The sequence below is a fragment of the Ochrobactrum quorumnocens genome (assembly GCF_002278035.1).
Classification (GTDB): domain Bacteria; phylum Pseudomonadota; class Alphaproteobacteria; order Rhizobiales; family Rhizobiaceae; genus Brucella; species Brucella quorumnocens.
Map to the genome: position 1 here is coordinate 703,168 of NZ_CP022605.1, position 19,241 is coordinate 722,408.

Consider the following 19,241-nt stretch of genomic DNA (forward strand, 5'->3'; position numbering starts at 1 on the left):
ATCTGACAGCGTTCAAACCTGAGGGAGGGACGCCGATGGCGAGATTTCTGGCTGTTTATACGATCAATCCTGAAGACCTTGCATCCTTTCGACGCTTGTCGAAATACGAACAGGATGCGGTCGATGTGGAGGGGATAGCACAATGGATGGCATGGGAAGAACGCAATGCCGCCTTCATCCTTGATCGCGGCGGTATGGTGGGAAAGACAACGCGTGTGACAAAACACGGCATAGCCTATGCGCAAAATCCGTTTTGCGGTTATCTGGTGGTGGAAGCCGAGACAGCGGACGCTGCGGCACGGCTGTTTCAGGATCATCCGCATATCACAGTGTTTCCAGGCGACGGCGTCGACATCATGCCCTTTGTGACGTGATTTTCTGTGACCCGTTCTCGGCTGCTTACCTGTTCGCGTGCTGCCGCACCGAGGCCGGAGTGGGGATTTCGACGGACGCGAAATCGCCGGGCGAGGGGCGATCTTCCTTATTGTCGACGATGTTGCGGTCGAAAGGGAAAGGTTGCGCGGCGTGGTATCATGCTTGGCGAGGATATTACGGACGATTATTCAGCGCTGGCACAGGTGCGTGATCCCGATGGCAACCTCATTACATTCGCGACGCCGCCGTCGCCGAACTATCCAGCAGCATAAGCTGGGCGAGTGACTGATAAGTTGAGCGATCGGACCGCTTTGCACGCCCGGTCATTAGCGTAGCACTCTCATGCGGTTCAAAGCGGTCCTATCGCTTATCATGCATTTGTCGTCTGAGAAGGAGTGGCGAGTAGTATGGTGGCTTTTACGTTGTTGAGTAGAAAACCAACGGACGCCATGGCATTGTTGCGGCTGTGACAGATGAACCCGATTTACGCTTCAGCGGCTTCTCGCTTTGGATTGATGGACGCCAGTTCCCGGATGTGTCGGACTTATGAGATGGTCCGTGCACGTATGGATGTGAACGGTGCACATGTCGAATGTGGAGGGCCAATCTTGATGACTGCGGATATCAAGGAGTTTCGCGATCAACTAGCTGCAATGGCGTCTTCATTGGCAGGCGAAGCCACACTCAAGGGCTTGGAACCTAATATCAACGTCGTTCTGACAATGCAGAAGTTGGGCCATGTTGAAGCAGTGATCGAAATTACTGCTGATCACATCAACCAATATCATCGTTTCATCGTGGAGGGAGATCAGTCTTATCTGCCCGCACTTCTCCGGTCATGCGATGCCATTCTCTGCAAGTTTCCTGTCATCGGAACTCGGTGTATCTGATGGGAAGGCTATAAGCAGTTTAGCCAAATTGAGCCGAAATGGCGGGGTTGGGTCTCTTAGCTGCCTGTCGGTGATGCGCCTTCATTTTTGACGTTACCGTACCATTTACACGCTTCTAAAAGCGGTCTTCCAGTGTCGCTCCAGCCGGAGTTTCGCACCAAACTCCTGCTACAGAAACTCCTCAGAAATCAGCTGAAGCGATTTTTCCGCGAACTTAAGAATTTTGTGATCGAAAGGCTTCATCTTAGCTGGGGCATTTCACGCGCGTTTGATGTTGGCGGCAACAAATTGTCTGAAGTCATCGATCTGTGCCGGCGAGAGGACGCGCTTGGGCAGCATGTTGAACACGCGCGCGCCCTGATAGAGGAGGATCACCTTGCTGTCTTCGGTCCATTTGAGATAGTCGTTCCAAGGAACATTCCAGTCGCCCTGATGTGCCATGCTCCTAAAGCCTTCCTCAGACCATACAACCGTCATTGGGTGCTGAAGGGTTTTCTGGCTTGCGTAGGCCTTGCGAGCAAACACAGCAGCGCCGAAGAAATATTGGTAGAGCGGTATCGCGATCACAATCGCCACGCAGATATAGAAGAGTGTCATGAAAGGCGCACCGGGGAACTGCAGCGCCAACATGAACAACGAGCCTAGTAGCAAGGCAACGAACATCAGCCAACAAACAAGCGGCCAGCCTGAGGTGGAATATTTCAGTATGAACAGCTTGTTGGCAGCAACATAGTCGTCGGCGATTAAAGTGAAGGTGACGCTACGGTTCATATCTCTTATTGCCACCCCATTAATGTTCCATACCTGCACAATCCCCAAAACCTCAGACAGGTTTTGCCGTAGTACTATATCCGGTTCGCAGCACCGCCATCAAGCTAGTGAACGTTTTCAAAGAGTGGCGCTAACCACCGGACCGCTGTGCGTCTTCATTCCGGACATTGGCCGCCAGCTAAGAGCAAGCTAAAAGCTTTCGATCCGCTTAAGTCATGAGGGGCGGCGGTTAGGGTTGAAAGCCGAAGGGGGGGTATCGGAATGGGGTTTTCGTAAGCGGACCTTGAACTGGTCGTTGGCTGCGGGCGCCTTGACGGTCGGCCCGTCGCGGACATCGAAGTCTCAGGGCAACAAAAACGCATCTCAGCCTATTTGGGCCGCAGAGCCTCGAAACTAATGATCTCGTCGTCCTTGTGTGGTGCTCTTCCGTGCTGGTAGTTGCCCGACACCACTACATCGGCAAACCCAGTGAACTGCAACGCCATCAGGAACTCTTCGACACCCCACCATCTCAGCTTAAACAAATCGAGCTCGGATTGAACAAGTTCTCCGTCTCGCCAGAGTTCATAACGCAGATGGGCTAGCGTGGTTTGCGCGACATAATCGGTCTCAACCCTTTGCTCTGTCAGTGTAAGCAAATCTCCACCTTCGGTCTTCCAACGCCGAACAGAACCGGTCGTCCCAATGAAACTGCCTATTGGATCGAGATCTATGATCAGTTTTGCCCCAGGAACTAGACAATCATAAAACCGCTTTAGCGTAGCAATCGCCGATTTCGTATCCGTGACCAGCTGGAATGACCCCGCCGGAATAATAACCGCAGCAAAGCGTTTGCTAAAGGAGAATTCTTCGAATGTCTGTCGTGTGAGGCTCGCGGAAAGGTTTCTCTTCCTGCATTCATCTTGGCAGTACCCCAGCATCTCGTCAGATGCATCGAATCCCTCTATCGAAAATCCGGACTCCAGAAGCGGCACATAAACACGACCGTTGCCGACGGCAGGTTCCAAGATCGGACCTTCGGTTTTCGCAAGGCGTTGCTGATAATATTCCACATCGCCGAATGAGCGGCCGACCGGTTTATCGAGATTATAGACCCAGGAAGCCAGTCTTCCGTAACGATTATTCATTCTAGCCTCGTAGGATTAAGTACCGCGATGCGTTCGCCCTATGCAAATTCGATTACAATATAATTAAGGGAGCCAGTCCTCATGGTTTCAACGTTACCATAAATGAGCTAGACGCAGACCTCGCGAAAGTGGCCGCACTGGGCAGGGCTTCCACGAATGTCAGTTTTTTGGTTAACTCCAGCGCATTGTTTTGACCGTGGGTGGGCGCTAGCTGCCGGTCAGTAACGCGTCTTATTTCCGCCGTCACAAGAAATTTGATCGTTTCCTCGAAGCAGACGTAGGCCAGGCGCTCCAAATTCGTACTCTCTTACTTATGCTCCTACTCGATCTGAGCGTCGATCCAAGCGCGCGTCTGATCAAGAACTTCGTCTGACAATTCAGGATCATCGACCGCTCTGGCCAGGATGACAGCGCCTACCATGGCGGCCCAGCTTCCGATCGCTGCTCGGCGCTTGTTGGCTACATCTTGCTCCTGAAGCACCTGCTCAATACGCGCGAGTTGAGAGCGTAGTCCGTCGGCCATGGCCGTTTTCGCCGCGGGCGTCTGGTGACGAATGGCAGCGGCGAGCCCTGCCGTCGGGCATCCCTTGCCTGGATTATCACGGTGCCGAGGCGTCAAATAGGAGCGAACGAAGTCACTGAACTTGCCGTCTCCGAAACTATCTGCTGCGAGCGCGTGCGCCAGCGTCTGCGCCACCAGATCGTCCTTTGAGTTAAAGTGTCCATAGAAGCCGCCATGAGTAAGTCCGGCGGCCTTCATAACTTCTGCGACGCTCACCGCATCAAACCCTTTATCCTTGAACAACTGGCTTGCGACGTCCAGAATCCGGCGTTTGTTCTGCGCCATTTGTTCGCGACTAACCTTCATTTTTAAAATTCTCCGCAACGGATATTGACATTTACATGACGCTCATCATATTTAGACTCAATCATGATGATTGTCATGAATATAGGATCAATAATAGAAAAGAGCAATCCAATGAGCCAAATTCCTGCAGTCTTGATAACGGGCGCCTCCACTGGCATTGGCGCAACCTATGCGGAGCGGTTCGCACGTCGCGGACATAATCTCGTGCTGGTCGCCCGAGACGTGGCACGTATGGAGGCGCTTGCAAGCCGTCTGCGCCAGGAAAGCGGCGTGACGATCGATATTCTTCAGGCCGACCTCACACAGGTGGCGGATATTGCAAAGGTTGAAACCAGACTACGTGATGATGCGCGCATCGGCATTCTAGTCAACAATGCCGGAACAGCGATCGGCGGAAGCTTCGTCGACCAGAGTGTCGACGATATAACCAAGCTCGTTGCTCTCAACGCTACTGCACTCGTCCGACTTGCCAGCGCCATTGCTCCACGTCTTGCTAAGGCTGGTGAGGGTGCGATCATCAATATCGGTTCAGTCGTTGGCCTCGCGCCTGAATTCGGCATGACGGTTTACGGCGCAACAAAGGCTTTTGTCCTGTTCCTGTCGCAGGGGCTTGCACACGAACTTGGGTCCAAGGGTGTCTACATTCAGGCCGTGCTTCCAGCCACGACCCGGACCGAGATCTGGGATCATGTCGGCGCGGATATAAACGCCATGAGCAATGTCATGGAAGTGGGCGATCTGGTGGATGCGGCTCTGGTCGGATTTGATCGTCGCGAACCAGTGACAATCCCACCGCTTCACGATGCAGGACAGTGGGCTGCTTATGATGGCGCGCGCAAAGCTATGCTCGGCAACCTCGTCAACGCACTTCCAGCCGAACGGTATCGTACGCTCGCCTGAGCATTCAGTTAGCAAGCCAACGCAACTGCAGACGAAATACCAGAGGTAAAACTATGACCAATAACCCGCTTTTCGAATCCTACGCTCTCGGTGCTACCACGTTATCCAACCGGATCGTCATGGCGCCCCTCACGCGCAATCGCGCTGGTGCTGGCCTCGTGCCGAGTGAGCACGCTGCGCAATATTATGCCCAGCGCGCGAGCGCCGGACTCATTATTACCGAGGCGACACAAGTCTCCAGGCAGGCACAGGGCTATCAGGATACGCCAGGGCTCTACACACCGGAGCAAATTGCTGGCTGGCAGAAGGTGACCGATGCGGTTCATGCCAGTGGCGGCCGGATTTTCGTCCAGCTCTGGCATGTCGGTCGCGTCAGCCACGTCGATCTTCTTGGCGGTGAAGCGCCGGTTGCACCCTCAGCGATCCGTGCCGGGACCAAGACGTTCGTGAATAATGGTTTCGCTGACGTATCTGAGCCGCGCGCTCTTGAGCTTAATGAGCTTCCGGGCATCATCGATGATTTCCGGCAAGCGGCATCCAATGCCATCAAGGCCGGTTTCGACGGTGTTGAGGTCCACGGCGCCAATGGCTATCTGCTTGAGCAGTTCGCAAAGGACGGCGCCAATGATCGAACAGACGCCTATGGCGGCTCTGTAGAAAACCGTGCGCGCCTGTTGCTGGAAGTCACCGCAGCGGTGGCGCAAGAAATCGGTGCTGAGCGCACCGGAATTCGGATTTCGCCAGTCTCACCCGCCAACGGCATTTCCTGTAGCGATCCGCAGGCGCAGTATGACTATATCGTTGACCAGTTGGAGGCGCTCTGTATCGCCTACATTCACGTCGTCGAAGGTGCCACCGGTGGGCCGCGCGACGTCGCACCCTTTGATTACGGATCTCTGCGAGGCCGCTTCAGCAAAACCTATATCGCCAACAATGGTTATGATGTCGAACTTGCGGCATCGCATATGGCCGATGGCAAAGCGGATATGATCGCCTTCGGTCGTCCCTTCATTGCCAATCCGGATCTCGTGGAACGGCTACAGAGCGGCGCACCGCTCGCCGAAATCAATCCGGCGACGATCTACGGCGGAGGTGCTGCGGGCTATACTGATTATCCGCGCTATACCGAAACGTCTAGTATTTGACCCGTCACAGGGCCGCACTTCGGTGTGGCTCTGTGACGCCGACCATCATCAATTTATGACAATCGAAAGCAGCGCGGCCGGAGGTCGCGCGCCAGATCGAGAAGAACGCTATGGCGACCTTTGTAAAAGGACAGAAGACTGCATTCGTGACCGGGGCCTCCAGCGGTATAGGCAAGGCAACGGCATTGACGCTCAGCCGGGCGGGTTACCGGGTGATCGGCACAAGCCGCAAGGCGGCACCCGGCGAGATCCGCGATGGCATACGTATGATCGCTTGCGATGTGACCTCGGATGCCTCCGTTGCAGCCGCTGTGGCCTTGGCACATGCAGAACTCGACCGCATCGACCTATTGGTCAACAATGCCGGCTATGCCGTATCGGGGGCAGCGGAGGAAAGCTCGATTGAGCAGGTTCGCGCGCTGTTTGACACCAACTTCTTGGGTGTCGTGCGGGTGACGAACGAGGTTCTTCCGATTATGCGTCAGCAGGGTGCTGGCCGGATCCTGAACATTGGTTCGGTCGTGGGGCTTATTCCTGGTCCCTTTGGCGCCTATTATACGGCAAGCAAACACGCAATCGAGGGCTATTCCGAATCGCTGGACCATGAGGTTCGGTCGTTCGGCATACGGGTCGCCGTCATCGAGCCATGGGCGACCAAGACGTCCATCGAAGCCAACTCACCACAAGGCGATCGTCCTGTGGTGGCCTATCGTGAGACATTTGCCAGATACCAGACGGCATTTAATGCGGCGATGGCCACCGGCGATACCGCAGATGATGTCGCGGCGACCATCCTTGTGGCAGCAGAGGCCAGGGTGCCGCGTTTACGTTACCCCTCAGGTAAGGCGGCCCGCCAAACGTCCTTTGCCCGGCGTTATCTGCCGCGCGCACTGTTCGACCGTATCCTGCGCAAGCAATTCAACATCGCCTGAATCCACAAGCAAACCACTATGGGCCGCGATCGCGCGGCAAGCGAGAGCAATCATGACAGACGCTTTCAGAGCGACAGTCGCGGCAGACCGCGATACCGACGCGCCCAACCGTTTCATCACGGTTGGGAAGACCCAATTCGCGTATCGCGAACTCGGTCCACGTGGTGGAGTGCCATTGCTGCTCTTGAACCACTGGGGTGCGGTTCTGGATAATTTTGATCTCCGGATCGTCGATGGGCTTGCGACCGCGCATCATGTGATCGCGATAGACTATAGAGGCATCGGTCTCTCTAGTGGCCTGGCTCCTGTGACGATTGATGAGATGACCCGTAATACAATCGACATGATTAGCGCTTTAGGGTTTGAGGCAGTTGATCTGCTTGGCTTCTCGCTGGGCGGCTTCGTGGTGCAGAATATCACGCTGAAAGCGCCGTCTCTAGTTCGCAAGTTGATCTTGACCGGTACCGGCCCTGCTGGAGGGAACGGCATCGAAAGGGTGGGCGCGGTCTCCTGGCCGTTGATACTCGAGAGCATGCTGACGCTTCAAGACCCGAAAACCTATCTGTTCTTCACCTCCACCGCAAATGGTCGTCAGGCAGCCAGGGAGTTTTTGGTTCGATTAAAAGAGCGTAGACTGAATCGCGACAAGGGGCCGACGCCGCGGGCCTTCCTGCGTCCGCTTAGCGCCATCAAAGCTTGGGGTCGTCGGGCACCGCAGGATCTGGGGCGCATCCACATTCCTGTTCTCGTGGCTAATGGGGACAATGACATCATGGTACCGACAACCAACAGTCGCGATATGGCACGGCGCATCCCCAATGCCGAGCTCGTGTTCTACGAGGATGCCGGCCATGGCGGGATATTCCAATATCATGCCCAGTTCGTGCCGAAAGCCCTGGCTTTCCTGGCTGCCTGACTTGATAATCGTTTCACACTGGAGAAAGCCCGTGAAAGCCTTCGTCGTAGAGAAATACAACAAGAAGGGGCCGCTGCGCCTGGCCGACGTTCCCGAACCTCAGATCGGTGCAAATGATGTGCTGGTTCGCATTCACGCCACAGCGATAAACCTTCTGGATTCCAAGATACGGGATGGCGAATTCAAGCTGTTCCTGCCCTATCGCCGGCCCTTCATTCTGGGCCATGATCTCGCCGGAACGGTTTTGCGTGTCGGCGCCAATGTCAGACAGTTCAAGTTGGGGGACGAGGTCTATGGCCGGCCGCGCGATCTTCGTGCTGGCACCTTTGCGGAGATGATTGCAGTTGATGTAGCGGACCTCGCGCTGAAGCCGAAAAGCCTCTCCATGGAGCAGGCCGCCTCGATCCCGCTCGTCGGACTGACCGCCTGGCAGGCGCTCGTCGAGGTGGGCAAGGTCAAGCCCGGCCAGAAGGTCTTCATTCAGGCCGGTTCCGGCGGTGTCGGCACCTTCGCCATCCAGCTCGCCAAACATCTCGGAGCTACAGTTGCCACGACGACCAGTCCCGCAAACGTCGAATTGGTCAAAGGCCTCGGTGCAGATGTGGTCATCGATTACAAGACGCAGGACTTTGAACAGGTTCTCTCCGGATACGACCTGGTGCTGAACAGCCAGGATGCCAAGACGTTGGCAAAGTCACTGAACGTTCTGAAGCTCGGCGGAAAGCTGATCTCGATCTCTGGCCCGCCAGACGTTCCCTTCGCCAAGTCCCTGCGGCTGAACCTCATCCTGCGCTTTGTCATGCGGATGCTGAGCCGAGGCATTCTGAAGAAGGCAAGGAGCCGCGGCGTCGACTACGTTTTTCTGTTTATGCGCGCGGAAGGTCAGCAATTGGGCGAGATTGCCAAGCTCATCGACGCTGACATCATCCGTCCTGTCGTGGACAAGGTGTATCCATTTGCGCAAACGGCTGAGGCGTTGGCTTACGTCGAAACCGGGCGGGCGAAGGGCAAGGTAGTCGTTGCCGTTTTGCAATGACCGTTTCGCCAACAGGCGGATCCATTGCCGGATATTGTAGGCCAGCAGGGCCCACAGGCTTCCGTTCCTGCCTTTGCCAACCCGCGTACACGAAAGCGCCGCAGACCCAGCTTATCTTTCAGCCACTCATTGACGAACTCTGCGACACGCCCACGTTCGCGGACTAACGCTTTTGTCTCTGGCGAATTTTTCCGAGAGCGGAACACGCTCACTACAGGGGCCTCTTGTGTAACGACAATCGATCGCCCATAGCGCTGGTTGCCCGAGCAACATTTGCGGCGACTGGGGCATGGCCGACAATCGGTCGATCTGGCCAGATAACGCACCATCTTTCTTCCAGGTCGCAAATGGCCATAGCGAGCGGTGAGTATTTTGCCTTCCGGACAAACGTAGCTGTCGGACGCCGTATCGTACTGGAACTTATCGGGCAGGAAAGCGTCCGTTACCCCAACACGAGGAAACCGTTACTTGGCGCGGCCATCAGTGTCAGTCCATGGCCCGGCAAGTTCAATGTCTTTGTCTTGCGCGGCCAGAATATTCGCCCGACTGGTATAGCTTGCATCCACCACCATTTGATCAGGTGACTGACCCAGTCGCTTTCTAATCTGCTCAATTGCTGGAGCAAAGCATTCGTAGTCAGGGTCCGTTTGCCCAATATCCAGAGCCACGGCAATGCCATGCGCTGCGTCAGTCGAAATCTAGACGGTTATAACTCAAGGCGTAGTGGCCATCGCCATGACGCATGATCCGCGCTTCCTGCTTGAAAGAGTCTGGCCCTGCCCGCGCGGTGATTTTCGTACCATCATGCATGACGCCCCGCAGAGCGATCAGACTCTTTGTGCTTAACACGGCGAGTACTTGGGTGAACATTTCATCAAGAGCTTCGCGATGGGGAAGGCGAAAGTCGGACAGGGTATGGTGATTGATGACAAGGAGTCCCATCAACCAGCGAAGGCCCGGATCGTGCTCACAGCGACGCTCCACCTCACGGGCAGATCCGATACCGCAGCTATAAGAGTAAATCCGTAAGCTCACCAGAAGCCGCGGATCATAGGCGGGTCGCCCGGCAACACCTTCAAGTGAGCCAATCCCTGCCGCAAAGGCAGACCGGTCAAGTTGGCCAACCAATTCCCAGATCGCCTGAGCAGGATGATCTTCTTCCACCAGCCGTTTAACATCCATCATCTCCCAACAAAGCTGCCAACGATCCGCTTGCACCAAGTCGAACTGGCCTGCCTCGCCATTGAGTTATATGACCGTTAGATGCCGCGGCAACATTCACGGATGCTTTCGGACCGATGCGATTCTTCCCCAAATCCTCCCGGAAACACTACCAGAACTATAGCATATTGCAGGTCCAAACAGGATTTTTTTCACAGGTCGTTCAATGTCGCATGATCAACGTCCACACCACGTTCAGCCATAATTTCCTAAAGATATCGATAGGAAACAGCGTAGCGCACGTAAAAGAACACCGCGTGCAAAATGACGCTTTTGGGGAAATGGACGTCTTTGAAATCGAACGTCATCCGCATCCGCCTCACTCAATTATTAACAACGATTACCATATAACTCAGCAAAAATGAAAACTTGCACCACAACCGTTTGCAGAACGCGCAGCATAACTGTTCCCAAAATAAAGCGCATATTCAAACGACTTTTTTGTATCAGAGTCCGTGTATATTGAAAAACACCTGATCAAACTGCCACGGAGGACTGACTCCATTGCGAGTGAGATTATTTGTTGTTTAATTGAACTGAAAAATTCTCAGCAATTGCCTGTACAGCCGCATGGATTGGTCCCGCGGTGAGGCCTGGGAGTACAGAGCCATCGACAACATATAAGTTATCTAAGCCGCGTAGCCGTAAATCGCTATCGACAACTGATCTGTCATCTTTCCCCATGCGACAAGTGCCCGATGGGTGGTGATGGGTTATCACAGCCTTAGCGACAAATGCGTCAATGTCGTCGTTTGTTGTAAGTGGGCAAGGCAATATTTCGTGATCGCGCCATTCATCTAATTCGGCGTGATTGCCGATTTCACGAGCAGCGTTGAGTGCTGCGCGGAAAAGCGTTCTGTCATGGTCGGTTTGAAGGTAACGCGGGTCTATGTGCAAAGGATCGGTTGGCTGCACTCCGGTGATGCGGATTTCTCCACGGCTCGTTGGGTGTGTGACGCCAAATAGAAAAGAATAGGCGCTACCCCCTGGAGGCGCGCCAAAGCTCTCCGAAACAATCGGGGCGACGCCGCATCCGACCACGATTTCTGGCGGCCCATCGGCGGAAAAGTCTCCCGCACGCATATAAGCCATGCTTTCCGAATGTTGCAGTCGCGACGGTGGCAGATGCTTTTTAGTGGCATAGAGGTTGCCCGCACCAAGCAAGTGATCCATTAGATTTAGCCCGAGTTCTGGCGCTTTAATGTAGCAACGAACATCGGCTTTGCGAAGCACATCTTCGCGTCCTATGCCAGAGCGCATTAAAAGTGCCGGGCTTTCCAATGAACCGGCGGAGAGAATGATTTCGCTTGCTACAATGGTAGTAGGGCCTTGAGGGCCCGCCAGCTCTATTTCTGACACTCGTGATTTTTCCAATTTGAGGTATCGTGTCAGCGTACCTGTCATGATGGTGAGGTTTGGGCGCGCACAAACCTCGGGCGTTAGCCATGCTTCCGCGGCAGTGATACGGCGCCCATCGCGGATCATGAGCGAGTTGGGTGTGACCCCAATCATTTGGCCGGTGTTGTGACCTGGAATGCGCGGCAAGCCGAGGGCATGACCCGCAGACATGAATGCGCGTGTGAGAGGGCTTACGTCTTCATCAGGAATCCAGACTGGCATTGGTCCATCTTTGCCGTGGATACCATCACCACCAAACATATGGTCTTCGTTCGCCATGAAAGATGGCAGAAGACCTTCCCAACTCCAGCGACTATCGCCCGTGGCTTCTGACCAGGCATCAAAATCCGCTGGGTGCCCGCGCATATAACCCATTGCGTGAAGCAAACTTGATCCACCAAGGCCTTTCCCACGCGCCCATGCAAAGCTTCTGCCAGCGGCATGTTTTTGAGGTGTTGTCCTGTAGTCCCAGTCGTAGCTGCGATGCTGGATCGCTGGCCACATAGAGGGCTTTAGAATATCGGGGTCCGTTGGCGTTTCACCCGCTTCAATCAGCAGAACATTACGAGCAGGATCTTCGCTGAGGCGCGCTGCTATGAGAGCGCCGGCGGAGCCGGCTCCAATAATTGCCGCATCATACTGTGCCATGGTCTTATTTCTGATCTGCGGGGATAACGGCGCCTTCCAGCGTCATCACTTCACCATCCAGCGAAACGGAGCAATTACGCAGCGGAATATCGAGATGGCATGGCGTGTCGCGATCTCCGCCAGCTTCTGTGTTTGGCCCTGATGACCAGAGGAAGTTGCCCGCAAAGGAGCGTGCGTCCATGCCAAGCTGCGCTTCCGGGTTATAAAGACCAAGCACTGTCCAGTTAGCCCTGTTCTCCAATCCCCAGCCGACATGCGCCATCGCGTAAGCACGCGGGTCATTGAAACTTTCCATGAATTTACGCATGAATTCAGCATCGTAACCGCCCTTGATGTCGACAATGAAGCCTTTTTGAATGGTCACCGTGATTGGCGATCTGGCGTATTTTTTGAATGGCAGCAGAATGTCGCCTTCGTCGATGACGATGGTTCCTTCGGCACTGCCTTCATCCGGCCAGCGTGCAGAAAAGCAACTTGGCCAATGATCCCAGCGGCCCGGTTCGTCGGCAAGGCCATATTGTGTGAGCACCGGATATTGACCAAGACGGCAACGGAAATCCGTGCCTGCCTTTGAGGTAACATGCATCTCTTTGGCCGAGCCAATTTTCTTGGCCGCAGCAAGAACTCGCAGTTTGTCTTCCGGGCGCGGAATTTGGCGCATCATGATCGCAGGAGGCTCGACGGCAAGCAACATGCGCGTGCCGGTTTTCAGCACTTGTTCCTGCTCTTTTGAGAACAAGAGTTGTAACGTGTCGATGACAAGATCGGAAGCCTTGAGACAGGCGAGTGCCGCGACATTGCCATCCAGTGGAGTCTTGCCGATATAGCCGGACTTGTCGGGAGAGATGGCCTTTTCGCTGTTCACCGGCGCAAGATTAAGCTCGGTGACGACAGCGCCAAGATCCGAGGCGGCGAGCTTGGCGATATAGGCAATCTGCTTGTTGCTATCGTCGCTCGTCAGAATTGTGACTTGCTCGCCAGCTTTCAGGTTGCACATTTCGAGCACGTGTCTCCAGCCCTTCAAGAACTGTGCGTCACTGATAGACATGATAAATACCTCCGTTGGGCATTGCCCGTTGTTGGTCGCTGCATCCGAGAGAGTTTTGGTTTGGGAAAACCGTACTTCTTGTTTGTTATTTTGGTTGCAGCTCGTTCCCTTAGTTGAATGGTCTATAACGCGGTCTGATTGGCCAGCGTGAAGAAGTTGCGATTGTAGTGAAGCAGTGGTGAAGTCTCAGGTCCGAAGCGAATGGCTTTTACTTCTCCAATGAAAATCGAATGGCTTTCTGTCGCGGAGACCGATGCGATTTCGCAGTCGAGATTGGCCATTGCCAGATCAAGCGCAGGTGCTCCGGTTGCAAGATTTGTCCAGCTATAGTGAGCGAACTTATCCTCACCCATTTCGCCGATCTGGCCAGCAAACCTCATGGCGATTTCCCTTTGGGCATCGGCCAGAATATTGACGCAGAAACTACCCGCCGACGTAATCGCCTTGTGTGCTTCACCAAAGCGATTGACGCAGACGAGCATGGACGGTGGCGTGATAGACATGGAACAAACGGCTGTGGCCGTCAGTCCGCGCCTTGTTTCACCTTCACCAGCGGTGATGATGTTGACGGTAGCTGCAAGTTGCCGCATCGCCGTGCGAAAATCATCGGTTAACTGATCAATTTGGGGATGGCTCATAATGTGCCTCCTTTTACAGCGATTACGGTTTCCAGAAAAAGTGCTGCCGAGGCGAGGCGGTAGTCTGCGCCGCGCGCGCCGACAAACTGCACGCCGACTGGCAAGCCGTTTGGCCCTTTGGACACCGGTAGACAGATGAGAGGTACCTGCAAAACGCTCCAGAGCCGATTGAAGATCGGGTCGCCGGTAGACCTGCCCTTAGGCGCTTCACCGGGAGCGGCAAGTGTAAGGACGGCATCAAAACGGGATAAAATTGCATCCATCATGTGGCGTATTCCCGGAATTTCGGCCATTGCTGCACGATAGCGGGCTTCGTCAACGCGGCCCTGATCTTCCAGCATAGCGCGTGTAACGGTCGTCAACTCGTTCCAATTATGGCTGATTTCGGAAGCAAGGGACTGCGTTACTTCCCAACCCATTACAGCTTCATGGAGATCAAAAATGCCGTCAAACCAGCATGGTGCTGGAATGATGATCAATTCAGCGCCTGCTGCTTCGGCAACGGATGCGAGGCGGTTAACGACTTCAATTGCATAGCATTCAGCTTTTTCAAGCCGCGTTCCGAGCAGCACACCGATGCGTGGGCGAACCGGTGGCGTGAGGTCTGCGAGTTCAGACCGTCCGCTGAGTGAGGCTGCGCAATGGGCTGCATCACCTATGTTGCGTGCAATGATACCGAGCGTATCAAGCCCGTGGCATAAAACTTTGATGCCGACCGTGTTGATTGTGCCGAAGGTGGGTTTGAAGGCGGTTACGCCACAAAAACTCGCAGGGCGGATGACGGAACCCGATGTTTGTGTGCCAAATGCCAAGGGCACCATGCCTGCTGCGACGGCTGCACAGGAACCGGAAGACGAGCCGCCGGGCGTATGTGCGGGATTGTGCGGATTGCGTGTTTTGTTGGGGCTTGCCATGGCAAGTTCGGTGCTGACGGTTTTGCCTAAAATTAGTCCGCCGGAATTTTTTGCAATCTGTACGGCAGGCGCATCCCACGGAGGCCGAAAGCCTTTATAGATCGGTATGCCGTAGCCAGTTGGCATGTCGATTGTGTCGATGACATCTTTCACGCCAATCGGCACACCGGCAAGCACACCTGTGGTGCCGTTGCTATCAAAACGGTCAGCGTTGGCACGGGCCAGTTCAGCATTGAGATATTCCCATGCCTGCACCGGCTCATCCTTTTCGGCGATGGCTTCGAGGTAAGATTCTGTCACGGCGCGAGCAGAAATTGCCTTGGCATTGACGGCGGTGGCGATTTCACGAGCATTCAGGGCAAGGATTTCTGAATTTTTCATAGTGCTTTCCTTAGCCAAAAATCGCTGGACGTCGATTGATCCACGGAGCTGCACGCTCCAGTTCTGCTGCGAGTGAAAAGAGCAGTGCGTCTTTTCCAAAACCCGCTCCGATATGTGAGCCAATCGGCAGGCCTGACGGACACATACCAAGTGGAACCGACATTGCGGGACAGCCCGACGCGTTGAAAACGGCGGTAAAGGGAGAGTGAGACCAGAACTGATCATAAAACGTATCAATGCTTTGACCTTTACCTGCAAGCTTACCCAAAAGGGGAGCGGGTTCGGCCGCGGCTGGAGTCAGCATGACGTCATATTTGCTGAAGAATTTCGCCATTGCGCGTGATGAGCTATGAAGTTGATTGATGGCCCAAAGGTAACTTGTGCCGGGAATTGCGAGTGCCTCACATACCCACTCCTGATTGACCGGCTCCAGCTTTGCGATGTTGGCTGATGTGACATCGCCTCCCGTCACGCCGAGCGCAACATTGACGCCAACAACGATCCGCCACGCGTTCTTAAGAGCTTCAGCATCATAACCCGCGTCTGCGACTTCTTCGACGTTATGGCCGAGGTCTTGGAGTAGTTTAGCAGTTGCGCGTATGCTTTCGACCATTTCAGGAGCGATTGGGCTACCGTCAGGCGCATCGACAATCATCGCTACTTTGAGGCGAGGTGATGTCTTGTCTAGAGCCGAAAGATAGCTTTCGGATGTTGTGGGCGAAGCCCATGGATCACCGAGATCGCCGCCGCCTGAAATATCCAGCATCGCCGCATTGTCGCGCACTGACCATGTAACAGCATGAGGTGTGGACATGCCGCCGATGGCTTCTGCGGCAACAGGGCCAACCGGATTGACCAACCGTGATGGCTTGAACCCAAACAATCCGCAATGACTTGCGGGAAGCCTTGTTGATCCTGCGCCATCGGAACTATTGGCAAGTGGCACCATGCCGCTCGCAACCGCAGCGGTGGAGCCGCCAGACGATCCGCCAGCCGTACGGCTTAAATCCCACGGATTGCGCGTTGCGCCGAAAGCTTCTGGCTCACTGGTAAAGCTCAACGCAAATTCCGGTGTGTTGGATTTGCCTAAGATTACCATTCCGGCAGATTTATAGCGCGCCGTAATCGTGGAATCGCGTTTACTGACCACGTTGCGCAGCAACTCGGAGCCACTCGACAGAAGCATGCCATCCGCTTCAAAGCCAGTATTTTTAAGAAGCATCGGCACGCCCGACAGCGGGCTTTTGGGGAGCGTATTTTTGACTTGCTGCCGTGCAAGATCGAAATGCGCGTGCACCACGGCATTCAGTTGCGGATTAAGCCGCTCTATCCGCGTGATGCTCGCTTCAAGCACTTCGGTTGCGCTGATTTCACCTTTTGAAATCAGTTCACTGATTGTCATGCCGTCTTCTGTTGCCAGATCGTCCATCGCCTCAACTCATCTGCGCTTTAAAGACGTCAAGATCCCACATATCTTTTGTGCCGGTCAGCAATGCGCCACGGACTTCAAAAATATGCAGACCATCAAGCGAAATCTTGCGCGGAGCCGTATCTTCTCCGCGCGGTCTGAAGGTTCCGGTCATGTGGTAAGGAATCGCAATCTGATTGCCCGCGCGAATGTATCCGAGGCGTTCCCACGCAACATCCGGCAACATGCGCCAAAAGCCGGTCAGCCCTTCTGAAAGTGCTGCGTGACCTTCACGGCGGGTTCCCATCGCAACTTCTTCATGCCAGCCATCGGCATGATAAAGGGATACGGCACAGTCCGCATCGCGTGATGCGTAGGCATTATAAAACTGGTCGACAAGCGCGGCGTGATCCATCGCAATCTCCAATATTCCCGAAATGAAGAACCCCGCCCGATTTTCGCCGGACGGGGTATGCGGGGTCTATTCGATGCCAGCGATTTTCTTCACCTGAGCAACATAACCATCGCGTTTAACTTCGTTGTAAAGTCTTGCGCGAAGCGCAGGAGCAGGCGTCGCGTTGACGTTTTCAAACAGGGCAACGCGACCAGCCAGCGAGCCGGACGTCATATCCCAAATGAAGTTCATAAGCTGCTCTTTGACCATCGCTGAAACGCCATGTCCGGGCAGAAGTTCATGAAGGAAGTGTCCGACTTCTGGATTGTCAAACGCCTTTTTGCCAAAGCGCATGACCAGTCCCTGACCACACAATTCCTGAAGGATGTGGATGATCTTTGGGTAGTTTTCGATCGAATAAAGACGACCGGCGGTCAACATGCCAACGTCCGGGCGCATGACGTCGCCTTCGGTCGGGACTGCAAGTGCTTCTGCTGCTGTGACAAATGCACGAAGCGTTTGCGCATATTCGACGAGTTGTCCGAGCATCATCTGGACCGCAGGAATTTTTCCTGTGCCCAAATAATCGAGAACCATCTGACCCGCGCCGACAAACAACTCGGCCTTGACCGCAAGACGCGTCAGGACGTGCCAGTGAGCGAACACGCAAACAGGACCATAATAGCTCATGGCCGTTGGGTCGCCGAGATTGAACAGGCGATCTTTGGGCACGAAAACATTATCGAACACGATGAACTGGTCAGCTTCTTCGCCAAGGCTTGCAACGGGATGATCAAACTTGCTCGACAATGGCTGCGAGACCATTTCACGCGAGATCATCTTGATCCCGGGCGTGTCGATTGGAACCGAACCCCAGATGCAGGCATCAGCCGGTGTCTCCTGAATGCCACCGAGATTGGTAAAGAAAATATCGTTTGCTTGTGCTGCAATCGAACCTACGGTTTTTGCACCATAGATATAAACGCCATCTTTCGTCACCTTGCGGGCTTTGAGCAGCGAAGCTTCTGAAGCCTTTGGCGACGAGCGGTCGGCCTGCGGTCCGGCGAGGCTCTCTGAAGCGGTCAGATTGTTGTTCTGACCATATTCCATGTAGCGTTCAATATTCTCTGCAAAATCCGGGTCAATGCCGTCAATAAGTGATTTCTTTTTCTTGAAAGTCGGCAGGTAGGCATAAAGGCCAACAACGATCGACGGTGCGAGATCCGGTGGGCGTCCAAAAGTGCCTGCTGTCTTGAGCGAGGTGTACTCGATCATCCGGCGACGCGCGGCGAGATCTTCCTTTGTACGCGGAATCTGCCACGAACGGCTCAGTACCGCGCCAGCCTTTTCATCGTAATAGGTGGTGGCGTCCGCATGTTCTTCAGTGAACTGATCGTCGAACATGGAGGCAAGAAGGTCGATACCTTTTGCGAGCGCTGGCTCGTCATAAACGGAATTGAGTTTCTGACCGCCGACCCAGATCTGGCGGTTATCCTTGAGCGACTCTTTGTATTCTTCGCCGGTCTTCAGCCGATGCGGCTGACTTGCGACTTTTGCTGCTGTTCCCTGTGTCACATGGGCCTCCTATTGCAATTGGAATCGCGGGTGTTCCCCGTTTTTATTGAGCGTTTCCGGTATTTCGATCAGGCGCCCGCGGCCTTTTCTTCGCGCATCTGGCGGATAACCTCCGTTGCAACCCGCATAGAATCAAGGGCGGCTGGTACGCCACAATAGATCGCCGCCTGAAGGATAACTTCTACGATTTCTTCTTCGGTAACGCCGTTATTCAGAGCGCCGCGCACATGAATTTTCACTTCATGCGGGCGGTTCAATGCGGTCAGCATGGCGAGGTTGAGAAAGCTGCGGGTTTTTCGTTCTAGCCCCGGACGGGTCCAGATTTCACCCCAGCACCATTCCGTGACCAGCTTCTGCAATGGAGCCGTCAGATCGTCTGCACTGGCCAGCGAAGGTGCTACGTAGCCATCGCCAAGCACTTCACGTCTGACCTTCAGCCCCTTCTGAAATTGTTCACCGCTAAATTCGGGACGAGTCATGCATCTCTCCGTTAAGGTGGGCAGGACGGCTGCTACGTTTTTGTCGGCAGATTTCAGATTGATTGCGCCGTTCTGATTGTCTCAAGGTTAGACATGCCGGACTTGACCTGTCAATAGATTGTATGACAAGATTACGGTCATACTAAAAACTAAGTTCGATAGTTTTCTGCAAACGTC

Annotated in this window: 21 protein-coding genes and 1 pseudogene; 7 read left to right on the forward strand and 15 right to left on the reverse strand. The window is 54.4% G+C overall.

Annotation, left to right across the window (positions count from 1 at the left end; translation table 11 throughout):
• Window positions 1–35: 35 nt before the first annotated feature.
• Window positions 36–374, forward strand: coding sequence for a hypothetical protein (locus CES85_RS25505; protein WP_095448564.1), 339 nt, complete (start codon window positions 36–38; stop codon window positions 372–374).
• 552 nt (window positions 375–926) lie between these two features.
• Entirely contained in the window at window positions 927–1,265 is a 339-nt protein-coding gene (locus CES85_RS25515) for a WapI family immunity protein (RefSeq protein WP_157743523.1), read from the forward strand.
• Window positions 1,266–1,523: 258 nt separating this feature from the next.
• On the opposite strand, the gene CES85_RS25520 is transcribed toward CES85_RS25515, so the two are convergent.
• The 3 genes from CES85_RS25520 to CES85_RS25535 form a co-directional block, all read right to left on the reverse strand.
• A complete protein-coding gene (locus CES85_RS25520) occupies window positions 1,524–2,036 on the reverse strand; it encodes a YcxB family protein (protein ID WP_095448566.1) in 513 nt (170 codons plus the stop codon).
• A gap of 368 nt (window positions 2,037–2,404) precedes the next feature.
• The gene (locus tag CES85_RS25525; protein WP_095445561.1) at window positions 2,405–3,163 is read right to left on the reverse strand and encodes a class I SAM-dependent methyltransferase; all 759 of its coding nucleotides are present in this window, start codon (window positions 3,161–3,163) and stop codon (window positions 2,405–2,407) included.
• 319 nt (window positions 3,164–3,482) lie between these two features.
• Window positions 3,483–4,031, reverse strand: coding sequence for a TetR/AcrR family transcriptional regulator (locus CES85_RS25535; protein WP_095448568.1), 549 nt, complete (start codon window positions 4,029–4,031; stop codon window positions 3,483–3,485).
• Between the two features lie 111 nt (window positions 4,032–4,142).
• Between CES85_RS25535 and CES85_RS25540 the strand changes: the two genes are divergently transcribed.
• From CES85_RS25540 to CES85_RS25560, 5 genes are all read left to right on the forward strand, one after another.
• Complete coding sequence (locus tag CES85_RS25540; RefSeq protein WP_095448569.1) at window positions 4,143–4,931, forward strand: SDR family NAD(P)-dependent oxidoreductase; 789 nt, start codon at window positions 4,143–4,145, stop codon at window positions 4,929–4,931.
• A 53-nt stretch (window positions 4,932–4,984) separates the two neighbouring features.
• Window positions 4,985–6,076, forward strand: a complete 1,092-nt coding sequence (locus CES85_RS25545) for an alkene reductase (RefSeq protein WP_095448570.1) — start codon at window positions 4,985–4,987, stop codon at window positions 6,074–6,076.
• 110 nt (window positions 6,077–6,186) lie between these two features.
• Window positions 6,187–7,008, forward strand: coding sequence for an oxidoreductase (locus CES85_RS25550; RefSeq protein WP_095448571.1), 822 nt, complete (start codon window positions 6,187–6,189; stop codon window positions 7,006–7,008).
• A gap of 52 nt (window positions 7,009–7,060) precedes the next feature.
• On the forward strand, window positions 7,061–7,924 hold the full coding sequence (locus CES85_RS25555; RefSeq protein WP_095448572.1) for an alpha/beta fold hydrolase: 864 nt from the start codon (window positions 7,061–7,063) through the stop codon (window positions 7,922–7,924).
• Between the two features lie 31 nt (window positions 7,925–7,955).
• On the forward strand, window positions 7,956–8,960 hold the full coding sequence (locus CES85_RS25560; RefSeq protein WP_095448573.1) for an NADP-dependent oxidoreductase: 1,005 nt from the start codon (window positions 7,956–7,958) through the stop codon (window positions 8,958–8,960).
• On the opposite strand, the gene CES85_RS28275 is transcribed toward CES85_RS25560, so the two are convergent.
• The 12 genes and pseudogenes from CES85_RS28275 to CES85_RS25615 all read right to left on the reverse strand — a co-directional run bounded on the left by CES85_RS28275 (window position 8,906) and on the right by CES85_RS25615 (window position 19,064).
• Complete coding sequence (locus CES85_RS28275) at window positions 8,906–9,391, reverse strand: transposase (RefSeq protein WP_095448574.1); 486 nt, start codon at window positions 9,389–9,391, stop codon at window positions 8,906–8,908. The genes CES85_RS25560 and CES85_RS28275 overlap by 55 nt on opposite strands.
• 33 nt (window positions 9,392–9,424) lie before the next feature.
• Complete coding sequence (locus tag CES85_RS27320; RefSeq protein ID WP_157743524.1) at window positions 9,425–9,628, reverse strand: hypothetical protein; 204 nt, start codon at window positions 9,626–9,628, stop codon at window positions 9,425–9,427.
• 19 nt (window positions 9,629–9,647) lie between these two features.
• Window positions 9,648–10,145: a transposase gene (locus CES85_RS25570; RefSeq protein ID WP_095448575.1), complete on the reverse strand. Its 498-nt coding sequence runs from the start codon at window positions 10,143–10,145 to the stop codon at window positions 9,648–9,650.
• Between the two features lie 248 nt (window positions 10,146–10,393).
• A pseudogene (locus tag CES85_RS25575) lies at window positions 10,394–10,489 on the reverse strand (IS6 family transposase); the annotation flags it as partial.
• A gap of 208 nt (window positions 10,490–10,697) precedes the next feature.
• The gene (locus CES85_RS25580) at window positions 10,698–12,227 is read right to left on the reverse strand and encodes a GMC family oxidoreductase (RefSeq protein WP_095448576.1); all 1,530 of its coding nucleotides are present in this window, start codon (window positions 12,225–12,227) and stop codon (window positions 10,698–10,700) included.
• Window positions 12,228–12,231: 4 nt separating this feature from the next.
• Complete coding sequence (locus CES85_RS25585; RefSeq protein WP_095448577.1) at window positions 12,232–13,275, reverse strand: 2,5-dihydroxypyridine 5,6-dioxygenase NicX family protein; 1,044 nt, start codon at window positions 13,273–13,275, stop codon at window positions 12,232–12,234.
• Between the two features lie 122 nt (window positions 13,276–13,397).
• A complete protein-coding gene (locus CES85_RS25590; protein WP_095448578.1) occupies window positions 13,398–13,913 on the reverse strand; it encodes a flavin reductase family protein in 516 nt (171 codons plus the stop codon).
• Entirely contained in the window at window positions 13,910–15,208 is a 1,299-nt protein-coding gene (locus tag CES85_RS25595; protein ID WP_095448579.1) for an amidase, read from the reverse strand. The genes CES85_RS25590 and CES85_RS25595 overlap by 4 nt, the downstream gene beginning before the upstream one ends.
• 10 nt (window positions 15,209–15,218) lie before the next feature.
• On the reverse strand, window positions 15,219–16,637 hold the full coding sequence (locus CES85_RS25600) for an amidase (RefSeq protein WP_095448580.1): 1,419 nt from the start codon (window positions 16,635–16,637) through the stop codon (window positions 15,219–15,221).
• Between the two features lie 4 nt (window positions 16,638–16,641).
• Window positions 16,642–17,031 (reverse strand): nuclear transport factor 2 family protein, encoded by a 390-nt coding sequence (locus tag CES85_RS25605; protein ID WP_095448581.1) that lies wholly within the window; start codon window positions 17,029–17,031, stop codon window positions 16,642–16,644.
• Window positions 17,032–17,097: 66 nt separating this feature from the next.
• Window positions 17,098–18,585, reverse strand: coding sequence for a 4-hydroxyphenylacetate 3-hydroxylase N-terminal domain-containing protein (locus CES85_RS25610; RefSeq protein WP_095448582.1), 1,488 nt, complete (start codon window positions 18,583–18,585; stop codon window positions 17,098–17,100).
• 68 nt (window positions 18,586–18,653) lie between these two features.
• On the reverse strand, window positions 18,654–19,064 hold the full coding sequence (locus tag CES85_RS25615; protein ID WP_095448583.1) for a carboxymuconolactone decarboxylase family protein: 411 nt from the start codon (window positions 19,062–19,064) through the stop codon (window positions 18,654–18,656).
• Between the last annotated feature and the right edge of the window lie 177 nt (window positions 19,065–19,241).

Coding starts and splice junctions, on each gene's coding strand:
- CES85_RS25535 (WP_095448568.1), bottom strand. CDS start 4,031: ATGAAGGTTAGTCGCGAACAAATGGCGCAGAACAAACGCCGGATTCTG.
- CES85_RS25555 (WP_095448572.1), top strand. CDS start 7,061: ATGACAGACGCTTTCAGAGCGACAGTCGCGGCAGACCGCGATACCGAC.
- CES85_RS25580 (WP_095448576.1), bottom strand. CDS start 12,227: ATGGCACAGTATGATGCGGCAATTATTGGAGCCGGCTCCGCCGGCGCT.
- CES85_RS25515 (WP_157743523.1), top strand. CDS start 927: ATGGTCCGTGCACGTATGGATGTGAACGGTGCACATGTCGAATGTGGA.
- CES85_RS25590 (WP_095448578.1), bottom strand. CDS start 13,913: ATGAGCCATCCCCAAATTGATCAGTTAACCGATGATTTTCGCACGGCG.
- CES85_RS25615 (WP_095448583.1), bottom strand. CDS start 19,064: ATGACTCGTCCCGAATTTAGCGGTGAACAATTTCAGAAGGGGCTGAAG.
- CES85_RS25525 (WP_095445561.1), bottom strand. CDS start 3,163: ATGAATAATCGTTACGGAAGACTGGCTTCCTGGGTCTATAATCTCGAT.
- CES85_RS25505 (WP_095448564.1), top strand. CDS start 36: ATGGCGAGATTTCTGGCTGTTTATACGATCAATCCTGAAGACCTTGCA.
- CES85_RS25570 (WP_095448575.1), bottom strand. CDS start 10,145: ATGATGGATGTTAAACGGCTGGTGGAAGAAGATCATCCTGCTCAGGCG.
- CES85_RS25520 (WP_095448566.1), bottom strand. CDS start 2,036: ATGAACCGTAGCGTCACCTTCACTTTAATCGCCGACGACTATGTTGCT.
- CES85_RS25600 (WP_095448580.1), bottom strand. CDS start 16,637: ATGGACGATCTGGCAACAGAAGACGGCATGACAATCAGTGAACTGATT.
- CES85_RS25545 (WP_095448570.1), top strand. CDS start 4,985: ATGACCAATAACCCGCTTTTCGAATCCTACGCTCTCGGTGCTACCACG.
- CES85_RS25605 (WP_095448581.1), bottom strand. CDS start 17,031: ATGGATCACGCCGCGCTTGTCGACCAGTTTTATAATGCCTACGCATCA.
- CES85_RS25585 (WP_095448577.1), bottom strand. CDS start 13,275: ATGTCTATCAGTGACGCACAGTTCTTGAAGGGCTGGAGACACGTGCTC.
- CES85_RS25550 (WP_095448571.1), top strand. CDS start 6,187: ATGGCGACCTTTGTAAAAGGACAGAAGACTGCATTCGTGACCGGGGCC.
- CES85_RS25540 (WP_095448569.1), top strand. CDS start 4,143: ATGAGCCAAATTCCTGCAGTCTTGATAACGGGCGCCTCCACTGGCATT.
- CES85_RS25595 (WP_095448579.1), bottom strand. CDS start 15,208: ATGAAAAATTCAGAAATCCTTGCCCTGAATGCTCGTGAAATCGCCACC.